This window comes from Campylobacter concisus (assembly GCF_003048375.1).
GTDB classification, from domain to species: domain Bacteria; phylum Campylobacterota; class Campylobacteria; order Campylobacterales; family Campylobacteraceae; genus Campylobacter_A; species Campylobacter_A concisus_T.
In genome coordinates, this window is sequence record NZ_CP021643.1 from 1 (window position 1) to 20,152 (window position 20,152).

Below are 20,152 nucleotides of genomic sequence, written 5' to 3' on the forward strand. Positions count from 1 at the left end.
ATGCTATATGGTATAACTGATTTAGAAAGACAAGAACTTCAAAAGAATTTTAATTTTTTCTTAGAAAATGCTTACAAGTCTGAAAATTTTGATGATGTCGTCGAAGATTTAAAAAAGATGATTGATAACGATGAAGTGCTACATTACGACTTTGCAGACTTTAACAAAATAATTGAGAATGGAAAAGAATACTATACTTGTAGCTTATTGAACGATAATATCTTGTTTGAGGACGAGGGTAGCGGGTATCTGGTGTGGCAACGACAAAGAAATGAGGACGATTTTTACGGCTATATGGCTTATAGGCTAAAAAATGGCAAATATTGGTTACTGCTCTACGGCGAGCATTAGATATATCAAATAAAAAGGAGCAAAAATATGAGAAATTTCAAAGAGCTAGAAAAATTTATAAAAGATGAAATTGCTGAGATAGAAAACGATGAACGCTACCACTACGCAAGCGCAAGCGTATTGATAAATGCCCCTTTGGCACTTATTCAAACAGAAATGAGAGCCAAGATGAATGCCTACAAAGGTGTTCTTGAAAAGGTCAAAGAGCTTGAAGGAGTAAAAGATGAATGACATAAAATCAAGGTATGAGTTTTTAAAGATACCTTGGGAGGGTGACTTTGTATATGTTAAAAAACATAAATTTGAAGAGGAGCTAGGTGGCACAAAAATACACTTTTTTGAACCTAACTTTGTTTATTGTGAAAATAAAATACGAAGAAAAGATGTCTTTTGGGAAGATGCCTTGGTAAGAGGATATAAGACTAATGGTTTTTTATTTTCAAATGAAGAAGAGTGGAAGGAGTATGCTAAAAAGAAATTTTTAGCGTTTAAAGATACTCTTTTGGTAGAACCTGATGAACATTGCGATGATGAAATTTTCGACTTAAATTTTCATTGGTGATATTGAAAAAAAGATTTTATATGAAAAACCTGACAAAGAAAGAAATAGACCAATATTGTAGGACAGTTATATATTACTTAATTGATGCTTATGACACTGATGCTTTGTGTGAGTCAGATTTATCTTTGGAAGACCAATGGAAAATTATGGCTAGGATGAAGCATTACGCAAGCAAATATATTACTGATCATGTTAAATGTAATACTACAAACACTATTCTTGACTCAGTTAGAAAGAAAAGAGAAAAAGATGAAGCTAAGAGAAATTGAAATTAGTAGCGCCGAAGCAATAGAAAGATTGGATAATATCTTTTTAATAAATTCCATTTTCTTCTTAATTTTGGGGATTATTGTTTTGTTTAGTGCCTCAAATTATGATAATTACAATGAAAAGAGCAGGCGAAAAATTATGGCTTCGGGTGTTATAATAATTGTTTTAGTTCTTGTGGCGCAACCACTATACTTCAAGTTTTGACGTTAAAAAGGATCAGCAAATGATGAATGAGATTGATAAAATGGTTTTAGCTCTTAAAAAAATCAAAAAGGGCTTTGTTATTTTTTATGAAACACCTAGCGAAGCTACTCCAGCAAATTTTAAAGTTTTTGATAACGTATTCGATGCCTTTAATTTTGCTAGTGAGAATAGGTTTTTAAAAGGTTTTCGCGCAGGGAATAATTGTTGGGCTGTTTATGAAAGTTTAGATGCGCTGAAGCAAATATGCGAGTGTCAGCGTATTATTAATGAAGACCTAGCAGAGTATAAATTTTTGGGACTAAAGAGGGAGATATAAAAGATCAATATTTTTTAGTTATGAATTACCCAACCGCTAAAGCAGTTGGTATTTCTGCCCAAAAAGTTCTTAAAGCAACCATAGATAAAAATGTTAGCCTGCTTGAAATCAAAGTAAAGACACTCTAATTATTTAATTCCTTATAGAAAATACTAAAAACAAGCAGGCAAAATCCAAGCGATGCTCTCAGCCTAAAGATCAATTCACATTATCCTGCCTTCCATGCTTATTGATTTAGATAGATTAATTTTGTATTTTTACAAATTATTTTAAAATTTATTTGTATTTTTACTAATAAACCCTTGACAAACTTGTAATTTTACAATATAATACACTTATTAATTTGCAAATATACAAGAGAGGATTGAAAATGAAAAATTTACAAAATTTGATTTTAGACAAATTTGTCACGTGCGAAAAAATCAAGCTTAGAAATACCGCCGACGGCTGGGATTATAAAAATCTAAACGGCGGTGTAGGTATAGCCGAGATAAAATATTCAACCGCTTACAGCGGGCAATTTGAAAACGTAGTTGTAATCGCTTATGACTACACAAAATATAACGATATTTCAAATTTCGTGGTAATCGGCACGCTAAAGCCAAACGGCAAGCTGGAGCTTTGCGAGCCTACGGATGAAAAAGAAAAGTGGCTATATCCTCCAGTAGATATGGACTGCGAAAACGTCAGGGTAGCTAATAGGCAAGATATAGAAAAATGGCTAAAGAAAGGCGAACAATGATTATCACATTTTCACACCCAAAAGGCGGAGGCTGCGCAGTGTTTCCTCTTTTTTCAGTAGCAAAAGATCACGAGGGTTTTTAAAATGATTGGTTTTTTTAGTGTTATTCTCCCAGTAGCGTTTATAGTTGATATCCTAGTAGTTTTTTTTCTAAATATAGATTTATCTAGCCTTGCTATTGTTTTTTTAGTTACTGGTATATTTTTATTGCTTTTTAGCACATATTATATTAGTAAAAAAATACATAGAAGTGGGTTGTCGGGTTGTGATTTTGAAAGAGAAGCAGATAATAAAACAGAGAAAGGCTCGATAATTATACTTTTATTTATGGTGATTTGCCTTTTATTGCTTGGACCCTCTTATATTTTTTATCACAATGAAGTATTAAATCAACGTGACGATGCTGTTTATTTAAATAGCAAATATCAGGAAAGAAGCGACTTACTTGCATTGTATATTAAGTCTAAATTAAACGATAATGAAAAGCCTGCCTTTGAAAGAAATTATTTTGAAGGTGGATTATATTTTTATAATAAGCTTGGCGGTGGCATTTGCCTTTTATCCATGAATTCATCCATTTGCAAATATTGGCTAGATAGAGTTGTGGATGAAGTGAAGCAACAAACCGCTGATGAAATAAAGGAAAAGGCTAGCTATCTTAATAAAGTAGAACAAGAAAAGCAAGTTTTAGAAAAATTTAAAGAAAATAATAATCTGCCTGCAATCATTAAAAACTGAATTATACGTTTTTTTGTATAATTAAAACAAAAAGGTTAATAATGGATTTACTACACATTAGAGCTTGTGAAATTTTAGGCATCAGTAGGCAAGAGCTTGCCGACAAGCTCGGAATTTCTGTTGCTACAATAAATAGCTGGACTAGCGATCCAGCTAGGATTTCTCAAACAACAAAATTAGCTCTTGAGCTTATGATAGAAAATCATGAGCTCAAAATGATTATTATAAAAGCAAAAGAAGCCCAAGAGGCTATTACAAATTTTAAGGAATAAAAATGCAAGATTTATTTGATAAATATGGTTTAAAAATTTTAATTTCATTATTTTTTATGGTTACTGATTTTTAAAAGGAGTTTATAAATGTTTATATACATAATAGAACTTTTAGGAGCATTTTTTATATTTTACGGATTTTTTCAATTTAAAAAAATACCGATAGCTCTAGCTACAAGGCAAAATGTTTTATTACGTTAGGTGGTGGGCTATTATTTATTATTATGGCTATACTTATGACTTTTCCTGATTATTTTGACAAAGCAAAATTCTAACTATTAGATGAGCAAGGATAAAAATAGATTATGAGTGAGAAAATTAAAATCCCTATGGGTGAGCAAATAAATTTTGATGTCAATGAGGTAGAAATTATGAATGACTATCCTAAAAACTTAAATTTTAAGGGTGACAATTATTCATCGGATCGTAGGTGTGATGAAAATTTATCTAGTAAAGAGGCTAGTATGAAGAAATTTGATTATATAAAACAATCCTGGTATGTTGGGCTTTTTCTCTTGTTTTGGATATTGACAATTTGTGGCACATATACTATTTCTCCTTTAGTTCGTGCTTCCTTTGATAGAGAGCAGATTAAAGCAGAGACTGGACAATATCCACTAGAACTTATTAACCCAATCAAGTTGAGCGAATTAAACGAGCTCGCAAAGCATGCTGGTGATCCAACTGTTATTCTCGTTGGTAGTGGAAAAATATTGTTAGAGAAATGATTAGAAGTTTTTGGAGAGTGTAGATATGAATAAAAGTGAAAACGGTAGCAAATATTTGATATTAAACGCACTATTGGCATTGTTGGCATTGCCATTTATTTTTGTTTTTATCTTCGCTTTATATATCGGATACGTTAAATTTATGAAGTATGTGGATAGAGAATACGATAGACTAGAGGTTTTGGCTTTAGAGGATTTTAAAAACGAAAATGATGGAATAAGCATAATTGATATGTATAAAATTAAGCGAGCTATTTCTGTAGTTATTAGCAAAACTAGCGTGAGGGACTCGGCAGGTGAAACCTCAAATATAATTTATGACAATATGAAAAAAAATGGAACTTTATCCTTATGCAAGGATATAGAAAATGAAGTAAAGCCTGAATGTGAAAATCAGATCGGCGAAGAAATTAAATTATTTTTAAATAATCATAAAAAGCCTGAACCTAAACCTGATGCCCCTGAAGAAATGGCAAAGCGTATTTTGAGTAATATCAAATAAGGAATTTAAAATGAGCAACACTCTTACACAACTATACAAGGACTTAAGGCTTTTTAAGAGAATTGTGATTTGTTTTTCTATCTTGGCTATCGCTTGCACTGCATGGCATAAAGACAATACACAAAATTTAATTGGTTCATTGATCTTTATTGGGTTTTTTATTGCAATAGGCGTATTAGGCTGGCTTAATACAACTAAAGCTATAAAATGGTATAAAAAGTATTGTTTAGAAGAAGGAAAGTAAAAATGAGTGCTGATGTTTCTAATAGTATTGGTGGAATGGGTATTTTTATAGTTTTTGCCAATCTATTTGTTTTTGCTATGGCAATTTTTTTAAAAGAAGATAAAAAAGATGAACAAGGATAAGATATGTTATTAATTGAGAAAAAATTACCAAAAGGTTATATTGTCTTTTTTGGTTCAAATTGTTTTCAGCATTTTGATAATTTTTATAAAGCTTGCAGCTTTGCTATTAAGCTAGAAAATTTTGTTAAATTTGTTGAGATGTCTGATGGTGTTGAGCGAGATGTTATAGAAAATAAAGAAAAGCTTAAGAGCTTAATGTCCATAAGAATTCAGTTAGAAGAGCAAGAGGCATTTGCAGAAAATAATAAAAAGGTTCTTGAAGTTATTAGCCAATTTCGAGCATTATAGGAGCAAAATTTGAAAATAACCACTATTGCGATTTTTGGCTTTTTTCTTGCGGTAGCTATAACACAAATTTTAGCTTCCCTTTACTTATGGATCGATACTGCTTACTTTCTACATTATTTTATGGGTTGTGTAGGCCTTTCCTTTTTGGCTGCCTATTTTTTGATTAGTTTCTTTAAAAAATTTAATATAGCCAAAACAATTAAGCTCTTTTTGGATAAAGCCTCTGGGGCATTTATAATGGCACTTGTCTTAAATGGCTTTTTTATACTTTGCGGTGTTAATGGCTTTTTCTCGCAATATTATTCTCAGCTACATAGAGTTATATATGTAAAAGATGGCGGTAAAGAGTTCTCATTGGTAGTTTATGACAAACAAAAAGCTAAAGATGTAGCCGAGAAGCTAAAAAGCAGTGATGTGGATATAAAAGAACTAGGAAGCCTTAAGGCAAACTAACCCCTATCTCCTTTCTATTAAGCTATAAATCAAAAATGTATTGATCTGAGCCAAATTTAGATATATAATTAAGAAAATTTAAAAGAGGAGTGGTTATGCAAAGCAAAATCATGAAAATAGCCCTTGCGTGGATCGGTGCATTTTTTTGCGCGTGGCTATTTGGTAATCACATGCTTGATGTGTCTTTAATTCCACCACCATTTTTTTTCTTTGTGGCACTTTTATATACAGCAGTTACTTTTGCAAAGGACAAAGAGGATTCCCGTGGCAATAAAGTAAGTATATTTGAAAATATTTTTGTAAAATTAGGTTGCTTGTGGGTAGGGATATTTTTATATTTGGTTTTTTTTGGCTCAAATACTAAATTCTTTTTGTTACTTACTATTTTCTATATAGGCTTGATATATGCGCCACTTATACTTTGGGGATATAAATATTTGGGTGGCACGGAAAAAGAAAGAGCCGAAAAAATTCTTAGAAAGCTTTCGACTATCACATATTTATTCTTTATATTACCTTTCTTTTTCGCTCTGTATCCAGATCATGTCAATGGCATTATAGAGCATTGGGATGTTAGGTTTTATCAAGGAGTTTTAGTTGGTATCATTTTTTATTTTCTTGCGAAATTTGCTCTATATCAATGGTATGATGGACTTTTAATAGAAATGACGACCGACCCTACGGCAAATTATATGGCAATATTTTTTGGCATATATTTTTTTATTGTTTCCTTTTTTATGGTGATAATTCACGCGTTAGACTAACATGCTAGAACTAAAAACCCACGATGAATTTTTTGAGTTTAGCCATAACTCGGTCCATAAGCTTCTAGTTCCCAAAGAGATAATATCTCAACTAGAAGCTGATTTTACATCAATAGGCAACTTCCCAGAGATAGTCAAAGATCCATATATACTCTTTGCTTTGCAGCCTAATCAAATGAGTGATATATATTTATATGAAGCCGAAAAGGATAACAAAATAGGCTTTGATGCCTTGGTGGTTACTATTCACAATGCAGGCTTGGATTTCTTGATACAGCGTGGCGATAGAACTATTATTTTTCCCGTTTTTAGCATATCCAAAGGCTATAAATTTAACAGCAGTTTTTTTAAAGAGCTTTTTACAAAGAAGTCAAAAGCCAATCCAAAAGATAGCATGGATATTATCCCAAACGGCAAATATAGACTAAAAGTAGATGATAACGCCTATGACAATGTATCATTTAAGATCATTATAGAGGCAAGCGTTTTTACTAAATTGTTTGAATTCTATGAGAATTATAAAAATATATGGCAAGAGCTGCCGTTTAGAAAATATAGAAATCTAATTATTTATTTTAATAAAGACTTTGTAGAAAATGGAATATTGTTTGAGATATTAAATTTTAGCCACACGGCTGATTTTCATCTTAACTTTATTCAAAATAGACTTTTTTTCATTACCGAGATAGACAATAAGCTAAAACTTTTTATGAATGACATGGTGATTACGCATCGCGATGAAAATAAAAACATAGACTTAGAACCATTGGACTTAGACCCCTTTATAAAACAAGATATTCTGCCGATATTCTCAACCGACGATAAAGAGATCAAAATTTCTAGGCAATTAGTTACTTTTTGATGTTTTTTTATGATAAAATTTTGTTTTTTATCTCAAAATAGTAAAATATATATTATAATCTTACAAATTTATTTTTTCAGGAGGAAAATATGGAATCAAGAGATTATGTAAAATTGTTGGATGCACCATTAGGCAGCGAGGCAGATGTTTTAAGATCTAAGATGCAATACGTTATAAGAGGCGTGGGGCTAAATTTAGTAAGTGCTAGCAAAAAGATGGGGCTTGAAAGTTTTGCTACGCTAAATGACTTCTATAAGAAAGATCAAATCCCTAGTTTTACTTTCTTTGATAAATTCTGTTCTACCTTTAATGTGTCAGAACAGTGGCTTTTCGATTTAGAAAATAATGAGAATTTCATGCCATTTGAACCAAGCGTTATAAGAGCTGGCAGACACTTGTTTTCTTGCAAAGACGCCACTATAAGCATTATTATTTTTCATAATTATGTCGTTGTAGTAGCCGATAAAGATAATAAAATGGGCGTTATAGGTAGAACTTTTGATTTGTCATCATGTGATACTGACAAAAATATAAATGCTTTGACGGAGCTTATTAAAGTATCTAAAAAGGTAAATTTATATAAAGCATCAAAAGATTTTCCTAGCTTTGTTTTTGGTAGTATTCCACCTATTGGCTATGTTTTAAGAAGTGATTGTGTCGCTAAAGATTTACTTCCTAGCAACGAATATTCAATCATTCAAAAAATTAAAGATGTTCTCTCCCTCGAAGCAAAAGAAGTAGATGAATTTTTAGTTAAACGTTTTGTGGATAGCAACGTTTATTGTAATAGCGATGACAAACAAAGCGAACCTGATATTGGGATACACGGGCTTTACATAGAAGAACTATAATATAGTTTTTCTCTTGCCTTTCTCTGTTGGTAAATTTTGAGCTTCGGTCATTAGGGTTGCTAAATATGAGCCGTATATCAAGCCTAGCTTGTGATGCGGCAATCTATTCAAGATAGCACTATAACTTTTATCGAAAAATGCTGCTGCACTGCTGATATTTGGTTTTTCGCTCTTTGGCAATAAAAGGTTTAAATTTGCTAATATCTTTTTTAGGCTAGCAAGGACTTTTTCACTAGATATTTGGGTTACTCTCTTCTCTCTTAGAATAGTGTCATTTAGTAAGCAATCTAGTAGTTCAATTTTTTCTTGTTTGTTTAGTTTTTTTATTATGTCCTGCGGGTCAAACTCTTTTGTCATCTCATATCCCTTTATATTGTTTTATTAATTATAGTCTAAAACATCAGGGGTTTCAATACATTTTGGAGTTTTTGGGGAGTAAAAAGATAGGGTAAAAGGGAGGTTGGAGGTTTGTTGGACCTCCAAGGTTAAAACATATTGTCTAGTAGTTTGATTATTCTGCTAGTAGTCTTTGGAAAAAATGATTTTCCAATTTTTAGCAAGCTGGCATATAGCCCATAAGTTACAGCTAGAAAAACCAAAATTATAATCATCGAAACGAAAACATCTACTATCATTGTATCTCCTTTATTAAGCTACTTCGCCTACGTAGGCTTTAAACTCTTCTTCAGTGCCTATGCCTTCTTCAAGCCATCTATTTAGTGCCTCTTCTCTATCAGCTTCATAAATATAATCAGCAAAGCCTATTTCATCTAAGTATTCATCTCTTGAGCCGATGTCAAACTCCGACCAAGCTTGATAATTAAAACTATGCCCCTCGATGCAGTCTATATCTATTTCTACCTTGTCGTTTTTTACTTCAAGCTTAGCAGACGATTTGCAGATAAAGTCACAACCGACCTCATGGTCGATATATTCAATTTCTATCTTTAGACCTACCATTTCAAGCATAATGGTTTTTATTTCTGGCTCTGTTTCATACCACCCTATGTTGCGGTCATAGTTCCAGTTTCCAGTGCCAGAGAAAGATAGACTAAATTCATCTGAGTTTAAAAGCTCGGTGTCTTCACAAATATTATTAAAAAAGATAGTGTCATACTCACCACCACCCAGTTGTTCTGTAAGTCGTTTAAACCAATCTGCCTTTTTCTCGGCTGTTGCACCTTTTACATTTGAAAAGTCGAATGTGTAGTCACCAAAAGCTGTGCTTGGATTTGCCATTTTATATCCTTTATCTTGATGTATAATAGAATTATAATATAAAATGCTTTAAAAATAACTTAAATTATATAGTATTTTAGATAAAATAGAGTTTTTTATCTTATTTCGATGTAGCCTTTTTTGATTTTTGACTTTATTAGTTTAAAAATAAACTCTTTGGCTTCCAACAAAGAACCAAAGTAATTTGAACGTTTGCCAGTGGGTGCTTTATATGTATTATTGCCATAAACTCTTTCAACCAGGTATTCATCAAAGAGAGTTGATGATAGGTCTATTTTATAGTAACGTGTATTTTTTATTAGTGTATTTACCATTTTTTATCCTTAAATAAAATAATTTTACAATAAAAATATTAATTCATCAATATAAAAACAATTATTTTATATAAAATTATTTTATTTATATATAATTTATTTTAATAAATGTTTTTATATATAAATAAGCTTTATTTTTATAATTTTTAACTATAATGTATGGTAAAAATTAATTCTTTTATTAGGAGATAAAAATGGCAAAAGCAAAAGTTGATGACAATATCTTGTCGATAGATTTAGGTTACAGCGGTGTAAAATATTATTTTAAACGCAAAGGGAAAGTCATATCAGGTAAAATCCCGACGGCTGTTAAAAAGATAGATGATGAAGATATTTATGACGAAGAGGTATTTGAATATAACGGATCAAAATATCTAATTGGCAAGGAAGCTATTGACCAGGATGTAAATATATCTTTAAAAGCTGGAACATTGATAAAAAATGCGCCGCTTTTAGTTTATGTGGTATTAAAAATTAACAACATAGAGCATAAGGGCTTAAGTCTTATCACTGGACTATCTTTAAAAGATTTTGATGACAAGGGAGATGAATTAATCGAAATCTTGAAAGACTTTACAGTCAATGACGAAGAAATAAAGCTTGATGTAAGTTTATTGCCCCAAGGTCGTGGAATAGCGTATGATTATTTTTCAAAAAATCCACAAGAAGATTTGGCTCTAATTTTAGATGTAGGCTACAATACTCTTGACTTTATAGCAATGAAAAAAGATAAACTTTCGATCAGAAATAGCTTCGCAAATACGAATGGCATCAATATTATTTTGAATAAATTACAATATGAGCTTAATAGTCAATTTGATATTAAAAGGACAACTACTGAACTTAATGAAACTATTTCAGCAAACAACAAAACTTTAAAACATAGGGGTGAAATTATAGATTTTAGTGATGCCCTAAAGGATATTACAGAAGATTACATCGATAGTATCAAGCAAGATATTGTAGAGAAAGACAATATCTTGGAAAGAGCTGATATTTTACTAATTGGCGGCGGCGGTGCATATATTTTAAGAGCTATAAGCGATGATGGCTTGCAGAAAATGTTTAATTTTAAAAATATAGTTTTTGTTGATGACCCTTATGAGTTTTCAAATGCAAGAGGGTATTATGTTAGGGAATTAAGCCTAAAAGAAAATAATGCGGAATAAGCTAAAGTAAAAAAGGAAACAAAATGGCAAGACCAGCAAAAGATAATGTTATTAAAAGAAAGCCCATGAGCTTTACGATAGATAAAAGTAGTTTAATCTTATGGAAATTGTTGGATTGTTCTCGATCTAATTTTATTGCCGCTATGCTCCAATATGCTGTAAAAGATGAAAAGTTAAGAGATATTTTTTATGGTAAAAATGGAATAAATGCTTTAAAAGCTTTTAAACTAATAGAGGAGCAAGAAGAAAGAAGATGGCAAGAGTTTTTTGAGAAAGCTAGCGAGTTAAAACAAACAATAAAAGAGCCTGAAGTAATAGATGAGCCAAAAGGTAAAGATATTGCAGAGGATAAAAAAGTTGAGGCTATTGATGAGCTAGAGAGCGAAAATATAGAAGATGACAAAAGCTCCGAAATATTGCCTATCAAAAAATTAAAAAAAGTGAAAGAGAAAAAAACTTTCAATTAAAGCCTGAATATAATTTTGGAGATTTTATATGATTATAGACGAGCCTATACAAAACAGCTATAAGTTAAAAACAAATAAGCTTGTAGTTTCTAATTTTGACAAAGAAATGAAAAGGTTAGAGGCTATAAAAATAGATGATAGTGGCAATAGAATATATAAGTATCTAATGTCGCATTTATTTTTAGACGAAGCCAAGCGAATAGCAATAGGGTTATTTTGTTTAAAGATCAAAAAGGATGATACATTTAGCCTTGTTAATGAGTGCGAACTATCTTTGGTAGATAAATCAAAAATAATAGAGCTTTATATAAAGCCGACGTTTGACGTAAAGCTTTTTTATGGGTATGGTGTTTTGATCTCTCCGTATAAAAAGATCAGGGAAAAAAAGAGTGAAAAATTTTACATCTATGCAAATAATATAGATGATAAAAAAGACGTTAATGCAGTGATAGAAGATTTTAAAAAACACGAACAACTTCTAGCATTGATGTTAGAAAAAAATAAGTATCAATCTTTTAACAATCTAGGCAATGAGGCAGAGATTAATTTGTATTTTGATCTAACTTTTAAAGCCTATGCGCTACCAAAACTAAAAACAACCTACTCAAATATTTCTTCACTGAAGTTCTTCATTCAAAAGAACAAAGAATAATTACTCCCTCATAAAAGAATTTTTTTTGGAGATCCAAGCGATCTCCATTTTTTAAAAACTCAGTTTTAAAAAAAATCTTTTTTTGAATTTTTTAATTTTAGGTCGTGGAATTTGCCAAAAAAAGTAAAAAAATAAGTAAATTCTTTATAAGTTCGATGAACTAAAAAAGAAAATCACACTTCAAAACGTATTTCTATCAAGAAATCTTTTTTTGAATTTTTTAATTTTAGGTCGTGGAATTTTTAAAAATTAATCATAAAAAAGAGGTTATTTTTTTTGCGGGTCCAATGGACCCGCAAACAATAAAGATTATTTATTAATAAAGATTATTGATTATTAGATATATATTTTAATAAATTATTATAATTTATTATTAATTTTTAAATTAAAGATATTTTTTATAATACATAAAAACTATCATCATCTTCTGTATCTTCATCAGAGCCTGCGTATTCTTTTTCAAACTCATAGCCAGTTCCATTTTGGATATCTTCTTCGCTTATCACATCATCATCTGAAACTATATCGCTATTGATATAGTCTGTGTTGTCAAATTGCGCATGTAGCTCAATGTCCTCATCGTCTTCGGCTCTGATAGATATGTTTTCGGGTGGTAGCTCATCATTTAAAGAGTCGATATAGTCTTGTGGATCTTTCAAAAACTTATTTTGACCATTGTCTTGTTTTTGGTTTGGATAGACATTTTCTAAATTTGGCTGTGGCTGGAAGTCGTCTTCGTCCATATATTCATTGTCATTTTTTTGTGGCACATTTTGTTTAAATTTATTTGCAAAAAAGTCTAAGGGGATAGAAGGTTTTTGCTCTTCTTCAATATGGATTTCTTCTACTTTATCTTCCACTTTTTCTTCCTCGGCTTGAGCCATTGTGGTATTTTGCTCTTGGTTCTTTTGCTGCTCTTGGTTTTGTTTATCCTCTATTTTATTTGTTGCATTGTCGGTCGCAATTTGTTTAACAACCTTTTCAAATTCTATTTGATGTGTATTAAAAAAGCCACCCAAAATATAAAGTTCTGGGGCTACCTCTTTAGGGGGGATAATAAGGCAGTCATTTTCATCTATTTGAAAATAACGCTTGCCGCTTGGTTCTCCATTTGTTTTTGTATATTCTTGCATGAACTTACCTTAACTGCCCTTTACTTCATTTTAGGCTTAAATATGTTTTCAAAAGTGTCAATTATTTGATTAAGATTTCTATCATCTTTACTTACCTCTGAAATCTTTTTCATTGCTGTATCTACTTTTTTTATTATATTTTTTGCTATTGTGCTTTTAAATGCAAAGTCAGCAACATTTTTAATACCATCTTTTACCTCACCAATATCAAGCATAGGTTCTTTCTTAAAAATATCAATGCTTTTTAAATTTTTAAGAAAAGGTTCATTTTTGGCAAAAGAGTTTGAATTTATAGTTGAGTTGAATTGTGTTCCAACAACCTTTTTTAACTCAGATACTTGTTTCATAAAATCTCCAACACCACTAATACCTTTTAATTTTAACATGCCTTGCATTATGTTTAGATACTCCTTACCTTGAATATCTAAAACTCTTAAGGCATCAGTAGAAAATAATTTTGCATACCCTAATTTGTCAGTAGGCATCTTTGATATAGCTTCACTGCTAAAGCCAGCTCCTTTTAGAACACTTGCAATTCTAAAAGGGTCTTTTTGCCCTATAATATGATCAAATTTTTGGGTAAAAATAGCAGAAGCTAAGCTGCTCGAAGGTTTTTGATTTGGATCCATGCTCTCATTCTCTTTTGCTCCAGCTATTTTTTGAAAGATGGCCTTTGCAAAAATCAAGCTAGTTCCTACTGCTGTTTTTTTCAAAAATTCCATAGTAGAGTCAAGTTTTTCTTTATCCACGCTTGTTTTGTGGGTCATTTCACTACGATTTTGCATGCCAATCAGTTCAGGTCTTTCGCCATAACTTAATTTATCTGCAAAGTTAAGCTTTGTAAATAAGAGTTTTATTGGTAGGATTTTTGATACCCTTGCTGGATCAGTTTTGAAATCTTTATTTATCTCGTCAGAATATTTCACATTATTAGTAAGAATAGAGAACCACTCTTTCGCTGCGCTTTTAAAGTCTTGTTTTAATGGGGCTAATTTTGGAATGATGTCAAGCTTATCGCCATTGCCGCTTATGATGGTTTCAAAAATTTTTCCATACACTCCGATACCATCAGGCTCTTTGTTTTGTTTTTCTAAAATATTTGATTTTGAGCTTAATTTCTCGTCAGCTTCTTTATATTTTTTATAGGCACTAGATAATATTTTATCACCAATATATACAGCTACTCCAGTAACTGGATTTATCTTAGCAACTGTTTTAATCAAATGTTCTTTAATGCGGCTACTTACACCTGATTTTTCCGCTAGATCTTTTAAAATTTCACCACCAGCATCTTTTATTTTATCGCTTTTAGACATTCTGCTTAGACTATTTTGGACAGAATTTTTAATGCTATTATGTTCTTCATTCGTCAGGCCAGCGTCCTTAAAGAGAGAACCAAATTGTCTTTCTATGTGTTTTGTTATTAATTTTTCTTGTTCCTCTTTTTTACTACTATACTCTTTTATGTCGTTTTCAAGTGTTTTTCTATTTTCTGCTCCTGCGTATCTAATGTTTTCATTGTAGTAGTTTATTTTTTCTATGGAGCTATGGATGTTCTTTATGTTTTCAGCATCTTTTAAAATATACTTAGGATTGTTGTTTTCTTTCATAATACGTTCGTCATCTATGGCGTCAAGAATATAGTTGCCAATATTTTTCTTAAAATCTTTATTTTTTATGCCAATGTTTTCTTCGTTTATTTTGCTTGTGATTTGTGCTTCAAGATCCTTAAAGTTCATTTCGCCAGTTTTAATGAAATTTTGATGAAATTTATCTAATCCATCTTGGACTATTTTGGCAAACTTAATATTTTCTTGATCGCTTAAGCCAAATTTCTCTTGATCCAACACCTTTGCCATAATAATACTATTGGCTTTTATCAAATTATATTTGTCTGAAAAATTTTTGAAATTTTCTTTAGCAAATTCTTCTAGCTTATCTATGTTTTTATTTAAATGACTATCTTTTTTAAGCAATGGTCTATTTACTAAATTAAAGATACTGTCCGATGCTTCGATAGCCAGCTTGTCTTTCTGCTTTAAGGTGAATTCATTACCATAAGCATCCAAAATTTTAGATCTCTCTTGGGCTGCGATTTTTTTAGCTGAGCTTTTTTCTAGCTGGGACGTCGCTATGGCATAAGTAGTTCTTGTTTTAGAGAAAAGATTTTGTAGTTCTTCTAAATCTGCTTTATTCTTTTTTAAAATAGCGTCTAGTTGGTCGCTTAGATTATAAACATTATTAAAATCAGTTTTTATATCGTGTTTGTCGAGTTTGTCTATAATATAATTACGCAAATTTTGCTCTTCTTTGTCTGATTTATCAATACGATACTTGGACATATCTCTTAACATCTCATTTAGGCTTGACTTATAAATAAGGTTTTTAGGATCTGCTCCATCTTGTTTTGCAAGAGTTGCCGCTTCATCGTAAATTTCACCCATAGCAGAGTATCTTTCATATAAGTCTAAATTATTTATGTCGTCCCTGGTCCATTTTTTTTCTTTCAACATTTCATCATAAGCTTGTTGAAAATATTTACCATGCGCTGGAGGCTCAATATTATCTACAATATCCTCCAATGCCCTATCAGCCTGAGAAAGCTTATTATTTACCTCTGCAAGCTCTGCCAAGCTTTGTTCTTGACTGGCTTTTAGCTGCTCAATTCTCTCTATGCTGCCTTCTTTTGCCAAATTTTCAGTTTGTTGGTGGAGTTTTTTTATCTCTTCTCCAGTTAAATCTTGTTCAAAATAACCATCGGCTATCATGTCTTCAGTTGAATTATATTTTCCTCCTGAAACGGCTTTTGTAGCTTCGTCGATGTTATCTTCTATATCTTTGTTTAGCTCTTTTATAAACTCATCTTTGCTTTGTATATTGTCGTTATATCCTTGAATATCTCTTTCCATTTTTTTTAGATACTCTTTTTTTTCATCTGCTGAAAGGTTCATAAAATTTGCTAGCTCTTTGAGGTTCTTTTTATCCATATAGTTATGCGTGGTTTTAATTGTGTGTGGTGTTTCTATTGCATGATGAATTGCTTTTGCTGCAATAAAAAAATACGCAAAAAAAGCCAAAGCTGGCGAACCTAGCATTTTATTATAGGTTTCATCAATCTCTTTTAATTTCTTTTTTGCATTTTCTAAATCCTCTTTAAAGCAATTTTCTATTTGTTGATGATCATACATGCCATCACCACTGGCTTGCGCTATTTTGGTTGATGCGCATTTATTTAGCGAAACTGAACTAGGCAAAAAGCCATAGCGTGTCTTTAATAGGGTTTGGAGCTTTTCTTCGCTTTGGCGTTTAAGAAAATTTGATATATTGCGCTTATCTTGCTCTTGTGCGTTTCTTTCTTCGTAAGCTCTTTTACCTTCTTGCTGGTTTGCCTTATCAAAATCTTCACTAGACCCCATTTTAAAAGCGTCCCAATCTACATGTTTGCTAGTTTTTTCGTTGTCTTTTAAAGTATTTGCACTATTTGTCGCAATCTTTTCTTCTTTGTCTTCTAAAACGTCCGTTACATTATCAAAATGTGGCTTATTATTTATGTTTGGCTCGTTGCCAATGCCATCCGCAAAAATTTCTTGCTCCAAAGCTGAAGTTTTTTTAATAGGGTTTGGCTGTTCTTGCTGAGCTGTTTTAGGAATAGTTTGCTCTGCCCTATCTACTTTAAGATCTTCTAGCTCCATCTCCTCATATTCGTCTTTTTGTGGCTTTATAGCGAAGTTGTTAGCAAAATTTTTTAGTTGTTCTTGATCCATCATATTTCCTTTATTTTATTATCTATTTGTTTGGCTGATGAGTAGTTATAGTTTAAATAATAGTTATCACATATTCTTTTGGGGATGTCGATCAAAAATGGATCTATGTCCTTTTTAATACTCTCCATATATGCCTTTAGATCATTATCTGCTTTGATAAAGTTATTGCGTAGCATGTCAGCAAGTGGCATAACGATAAGATTGCCGTATTTTTCGTAAAAAGACTTTGAAAATTCATAAAGACCTGATACTTGGCGATCTAAAAGCTTTGAGATACTCATAAAAATGCCGTTAGGGTCTTGAATATCGGTTTTTATATTTTCATAAAAAAGCTCAAATGCTCTATTATAAAGCTTTTCGTCAAAGTCGATCAAACTAATTACTTCGTCAGGTGTAAAGTCAGCTTGTGCCTCTCTCATTACTTCAAGCAAAATAGCTATGCACTGAGGATCTCTCTCTTTGTTGTAAAGTTCATCTATACAATCTAAATCATTGGTGGCAATAAGTTTTTCAACCACCCTTTGCATAAATATATCAGCAAATGAATTTTTTGCAACATTTACTGAAAAGCTAAATAGTGTCAAATTATTTTGAATACTATTTAGAGCAGCTTCGCCAAAATCTTCATTGTTTCTAATAGCATTACTGATGGCTTCTTTTAGATATGATGGAACAAATTCTTCCATTTCTGATAAAACGTAATCCAACTCTTCAATTATGCTTTGTCTAAGCTCGCTTGCCTCGTTAAAGCTGTATTCAAAAATATTTTTACCCTTAATGGTGACGTTGCCTATTTCATCTTTCTTTTCTAAAAAGGCATTTTTTAAAGCAGGATATGCAATAGAGCTAAAATTTGCTAGTTCCTCTTTTATATTTTCATCGGAGCTTTCAACGGCCAACTCTAATTTCTTCTCATTGTTGATAAAATCATTTATGCTAATTATGTCAAGTGCGCATTCTAACATTTGGAAATTCTTAACAAGGTCGTTAAAATAATTAACTAAATTTAACTGCTTATTGATTACCTTTTTAAAGGCTTCGTTGTCATCAAAATCATAATTATAAATATTTTCTAGCTTTTCTGTAACGATATTAGAGTTCATCTTTTAAAAATCCTTTGTGCTTCGTCGCTTTGATCTACATTTTCCCAAAAACAATCTAATGCCTGAGTGTATAACCTGCATTCATCTCTCTCTTGTCGGCCATTAAATTTAAATTTCTTTTTTGAAATATCAAAAATAAACAGCTCCCCCTCGGTTGCAGATTTTAAAACAATCTCATCAAGGGAGTAATTCACTTTTTTTTCATTTATGTCAAAATGGCTTAAACCAATATTTAGACAATGAATAGCGTATTGGCTTTTGTCATTTACCATGCCAAGTGCAGAAAATTTAATAAATTCATCTATGAACTTATTTTTATAATTCGTATCGGCATCATCGCTATAATATGTTTCAAAAAATTTCTCATACTCCAAATCCTCTTCCGCACCATTGCTAATGTCCCTTAGTGAATAGTCAATATGAAAAATATCTAGTAGATCATTTAGATTGTTTGGCTTAGATAGTAATTTTTGGCTATAACCATTTGTTTGATACTCACAAATCAAATGCGTTATTTCTTTTATTCTTTTTGCCTTTAGCCCATTCCAAGCTTGTATAGCTACTTCATTTGCTTGCACTAGAGCGTTGCTTGTTTGAAAATCAAAAAAGTCTTTATAATAAAGATTGTGATTAAGGCTTTTGCTTAGTTTGTTGAAATTTGCAATAAATGGCTCTTTATCTAACTCTTCGCAAAATTCATCGTCATAGTTCTCTGCTATGCAATAGTTTAGACCAAAGTAGATATATTCTGCCATATTACAAGTTCTGGTATAAAGATCAAGCCACTCTTTTTTGCTAAGAGAATTGTCAGTTATAGACATTTTTTCAAATGCCTGGTTAAAAGCATTTATTTCGTTCATATATATATTTTTGGCTTCTTTAAAAGTAGTTTGATTGTCAATATATGCGTTTTCTTTTGGCATTATATGCTATCTCCTTTTTCTATAAGACTTTTCTCGATAAATTCTTTAAGCTTATGTAATTTCTCGGCAGGCATAGATTTAATAAGAGTATTGATCTCCCTACTTAAAACAATTTTGGGTTCTTTCTTTTTTTCATTTTTGTAATTTTGCATTATCTCTTTTAGCTTCTCGCACAAAAATAGCATTAAATTATCAGACCATTCCGTAAGAGGCTCTATGCCAGCTTTCTTTACAAAGTTTTCTATATAAGAATTGTCTATATTATCAATTTTATAGAAATCACTTAATTTAACATTAAAGTCATTAAGGGTTGATTTCAGACTTTCATATTCTTCAGGAGTTTGAATTGCTCTGAACATATAAGCTTCTTTTATTTTTTTAAGAGTGCTATTATGCCTTGTTTTTTTACATAACAATAGATATTTTAACTCTAGGCCATAGTGGGTAATCAGCCGTTTTTCTACAACAGTTAGTTTGTATTTTGTAATACTATTTAGCATTCTTAAGTAAGGCATATTATTAAAAATGCCTGCAAGATTTTTTAATTCTTCAATTATAAAATTTTCTCTTGGAGTTATATTGTTTCTATTGCTGCTAATCTTTTTTACTAATGCTTTTAATTCTTCTAAAAAACCTTCCATAGCAAAATTTCTTCTTCTTAATTCGTTTTTCTTTTTTGCTTTTGCGAAATCGCTATTGCAAGCATTAAATAGAGGTAAAAACATTGCTTCTACTCTAGCAGATGGCGATAGATCTTTTCTCAAAGCATTTTCACTATATGCTATTTGGTATATTTTCGAGTCAGGGACATCTTTTTTGATGATCTTAACTGGTATTGTTTGTAGCGGTGGTTTGTCTTCGCTTCTTAATGCGTTATTTAATGCCCTAAGAGCTGCAAGTCTTCTTCTGCCACTTATTAATTCTAGCTCTCTTTCGCCTTTTCTAGCAAAAATTAATGGCACTACAATGCCGTTTGCTTCTATGTCTTTAACAAGAGAGAGAAAGTCTTCGCTATTTTCCAGATCACCATCGATTGATCTATCATCAAGGTTATCTCTGATTTCGTATTCATTTGGGTCAATGCTGCTTATCTCTTCATAAAAGTCCATAGGTTATTCC

Annotated in this window: 28 protein-coding genes; 20 read left to right on the plus strand and 8 right to left on the minus strand. The window is 31.3% G+C overall.

Features of this window, described 5'->3' with window-relative positions; all coding sequences use genetic code 11:
• The 17 genes from CCS77_RS10550 (at position 1) to CCS77_RS09815 (ending at position 8,269) form a co-directional block, all read left to right on the plus strand.
• Entirely contained in the window at positions 1–351 is a 351-nt protein-coding gene (locus tag CCS77_RS10550; protein WP_107917325.1) for a hypothetical protein, read from the plus strand.
• A 27-nt stretch (positions 352–378) separates the two neighbouring features.
• Complete coding sequence (locus CCS77_RS09740; protein ID WP_107917326.1) at positions 379–582, plus strand: hypothetical protein; 204 nt, start codon at positions 379–381, stop codon at positions 580–582.
• Positions 575–913 (plus strand): hypothetical protein, encoded by a 339-nt coding sequence (locus CCS77_RS09745; protein WP_107917327.1) that lies wholly within the window; start codon positions 575–577, stop codon positions 911–913. The genes CCS77_RS09740 and CCS77_RS09745 overlap by 8 nt, the downstream gene beginning before the upstream one ends.
• A gap of 20 nt (positions 914–933) precedes the next feature.
• Entirely contained in the window at positions 934–1,182 is a 249-nt protein-coding gene (locus CCS77_RS09750; RefSeq protein WP_107917328.1) for a hypothetical protein, read from the plus strand.
• Entirely contained in the window at positions 1,163–1,387 is a 225-nt protein-coding gene (locus CCS77_RS09755) for a hypothetical protein (protein WP_107917329.1), read from the plus strand. The genes CCS77_RS09750 and CCS77_RS09755 overlap by 20 nt, the downstream gene beginning before the upstream one ends.
• Before the next feature lie 19 nt (positions 1,388–1,406).
• Positions 1,407–1,703: a hypothetical protein gene (locus CCS77_RS09760; RefSeq protein WP_107917330.1), complete on the plus strand. Its 297-nt coding sequence runs from the start codon at positions 1,407–1,409 to the stop codon at positions 1,701–1,703.
• A 370-nt stretch (positions 1,704–2,073) separates the two neighbouring features.
• Positions 2,074–2,445 (plus strand): hypothetical protein, encoded by a 372-nt coding sequence (locus CCS77_RS09765; protein WP_107917331.1) that lies wholly within the window; start codon positions 2,074–2,076, stop codon positions 2,443–2,445.
• Positions 2,446–2,529: 84 nt separating this feature from the next.
• Positions 2,530–3,183 carry a hypothetical protein gene (locus tag CCS77_RS09770; RefSeq protein WP_107917332.1) on the plus strand — a complete coding sequence of 218 codons (654 nt, stop codon included), beginning with the start codon at positions 2,530–2,532 and terminating at the stop codon, positions 3,181–3,183.
• Between the two features lie 41 nt (positions 3,184–3,224).
• On the plus strand, positions 3,225–3,455 hold the full coding sequence (locus CCS77_RS09775) for a helix-turn-helix domain-containing protein (protein ID WP_107917333.1): 231 nt from the start codon (positions 3,225–3,227) through the stop codon (positions 3,453–3,455).
• Positions 3,456–3,760: 305 nt separating this feature from the next.
• The gene (locus CCS77_RS09780) at positions 3,761–4,183 is read left to right on the plus strand and encodes a hypothetical protein (protein ID WP_107917334.1); all 423 of its coding nucleotides are present in this window, start codon (positions 3,761–3,763) and stop codon (positions 4,181–4,183) included.
• A gap of 25 nt (positions 4,184–4,208) precedes the next feature.
• Positions 4,209–4,685, plus strand: coding sequence for a hypothetical protein (locus tag CCS77_RS09785; protein WP_107917335.1), 477 nt, complete (start codon positions 4,209–4,211; stop codon positions 4,683–4,685).
• Positions 4,686–4,695: 10 nt separating this feature from the next.
• Positions 4,696–4,929, plus strand: a complete 234-nt coding sequence (locus tag CCS77_RS09790) for a hypothetical protein (RefSeq protein WP_107917336.1) — start codon at positions 4,696–4,698, stop codon at positions 4,927–4,929.
• A 125-nt stretch (positions 4,930–5,054) separates the two neighbouring features.
• Positions 5,055–5,339 (plus strand): hypothetical protein, encoded by a 285-nt coding sequence (locus CCS77_RS09795; RefSeq protein WP_107917337.1) that lies wholly within the window; start codon positions 5,055–5,057, stop codon positions 5,337–5,339.
• Positions 5,340–5,576: 237 nt separating this feature from the next.
• A complete protein-coding gene (locus tag CCS77_RS10395; protein WP_152025746.1) occupies positions 5,577–5,792 on the plus strand; it encodes a hypothetical protein in 216 nt (71 codons plus the stop codon).
• A 95-nt stretch (positions 5,793–5,887) separates the two neighbouring features.
• Positions 5,888–6,556, plus strand: a complete 669-nt coding sequence (locus CCS77_RS09805) for a hypothetical protein (RefSeq protein WP_107917339.1) — start codon at positions 5,888–5,890, stop codon at positions 6,554–6,556.
• A 1-nt stretch (position 6,557) separates the two neighbouring features.
• Positions 6,558–7,418 (plus strand): hypothetical protein, encoded by an 861-nt coding sequence (locus CCS77_RS09810; protein WP_107917340.1) that lies wholly within the window; start codon positions 6,558–6,560, stop codon positions 7,416–7,418.
• An 89-nt stretch (positions 7,419–7,507) separates the two neighbouring features.
• Positions 7,508–8,269: a hypothetical protein gene (locus tag CCS77_RS09815; RefSeq protein WP_107917341.1), complete on the plus strand. Its 762-nt coding sequence runs from the start codon at positions 7,508–7,510 to the stop codon at positions 8,267–8,269.
• Here CCS77_RS09815 and CCS77_RS09820 read toward each other — a convergent pair.
• The 3 genes from CCS77_RS09820 to CCS77_RS09830 form a co-directional block, all read right to left on the minus strand.
• Entirely contained in the window at positions 8,264–8,626 is a 363-nt protein-coding gene (locus CCS77_RS09820) for a hypothetical protein (protein WP_107917342.1), read from the minus strand. The two genes, CCS77_RS09815 and CCS77_RS09820, sit on opposite strands and share 6 nt — an antisense overlap.
• A 291-nt stretch (positions 8,627–8,917) precedes the next feature.
• Positions 8,918–9,508 (minus strand): hypothetical protein, encoded by a 591-nt coding sequence (locus CCS77_RS09825; protein ID WP_107917343.1) that lies wholly within the window; start codon positions 9,506–9,508, stop codon positions 8,918–8,920.
• Positions 9,509–9,603: 95 nt separating this feature from the next.
• Positions 9,604–9,822: a WGR domain-containing protein gene (locus CCS77_RS09830; RefSeq protein WP_103642839.1), complete on the minus strand. Its 219-nt coding sequence runs from the start codon at positions 9,820–9,822 to the stop codon at positions 9,604–9,606.
• Positions 9,823–10,016: 194 nt separating this feature from the next.
• Between CCS77_RS09830 and CCS77_RS09835 the strand changes: the two genes are divergently transcribed.
• Genes CCS77_RS09835 through CCS77_RS09845 form a run of 3 tightly spaced genes read left to right on the plus strand, consistent with a single transcriptional unit; the run spans position 10,017 to position 12,110 of the window.
• Positions 10,017–10,991, plus strand: coding sequence for a ParM/StbA family protein (locus tag CCS77_RS09835; RefSeq protein ID WP_107917344.1), 975 nt, complete (start codon positions 10,017–10,019; stop codon positions 10,989–10,991).
• Between the two features lie 23 nt (positions 10,992–11,014).
• Entirely contained in the window at positions 11,015–11,458 is a 444-nt protein-coding gene (locus tag CCS77_RS09840) for a hypothetical protein (RefSeq protein WP_107917345.1), read from the plus strand.
• A gap of 28 nt (positions 11,459–11,486) precedes the next feature.
• Entirely contained in the window at positions 11,487–12,110 is a 624-nt protein-coding gene (locus tag CCS77_RS09845) for a hypothetical protein (RefSeq protein WP_107917346.1), read from the plus strand.
• Positions 12,111–12,508: 398 nt separating this feature from the next.
• Here the strand turns inward: CCS77_RS09845 and CCS77_RS09850 are convergent, their stop codons facing one another.
• Genes CCS77_RS09850 through CCS77_RS09870 form a run of 5 tightly spaced genes read right to left on the minus strand, consistent with a single transcriptional unit; the run spans position 12,509 to position 20,142 of the window.
• Complete coding sequence (locus tag CCS77_RS09850) at positions 12,509–13,243, minus strand: hypothetical protein (RefSeq protein WP_107917347.1); 735 nt, start codon at positions 13,241–13,243, stop codon at positions 12,509–12,511.
• A 20-nt stretch (positions 13,244–13,263) separates the two neighbouring features.
• On the minus strand, positions 13,264–17,007 hold the full coding sequence (locus CCS77_RS09855; protein ID WP_107917348.1) for a hypothetical protein: 3,744 nt from the start codon (positions 17,005–17,007) through the stop codon (positions 13,264–13,266).
• Positions 17,007–18,110, minus strand: a complete 1,104-nt coding sequence (locus CCS77_RS09860) for a hypothetical protein (protein ID WP_107917349.1) — start codon at positions 18,108–18,110, stop codon at positions 17,007–17,009. The genes CCS77_RS09855 and CCS77_RS09860 overlap by 1 nt, the downstream gene beginning before the upstream one ends.
• The gene (locus CCS77_RS09865; protein WP_107917350.1) at positions 18,107–19,033 is read right to left on the minus strand and encodes a hypothetical protein; all 927 of its coding nucleotides are present in this window, start codon (positions 19,031–19,033) and stop codon (positions 18,107–18,109) included. Before CCS77_RS09865 ends, CCS77_RS09860 begins: the two co-directional genes overlap by 4 nt.
• Positions 19,033–20,142: a ParB N-terminal domain-containing protein gene (locus tag CCS77_RS09870; protein ID WP_107917351.1), complete on the minus strand. Its 1,110-nt coding sequence runs from the start codon at positions 20,140–20,142 to the stop codon at positions 19,033–19,035. The genes CCS77_RS09865 and CCS77_RS09870 overlap by 1 nt, the downstream gene beginning before the upstream one ends.
• Positions 20,143–20,152: the final 10 nt, after the last annotated feature.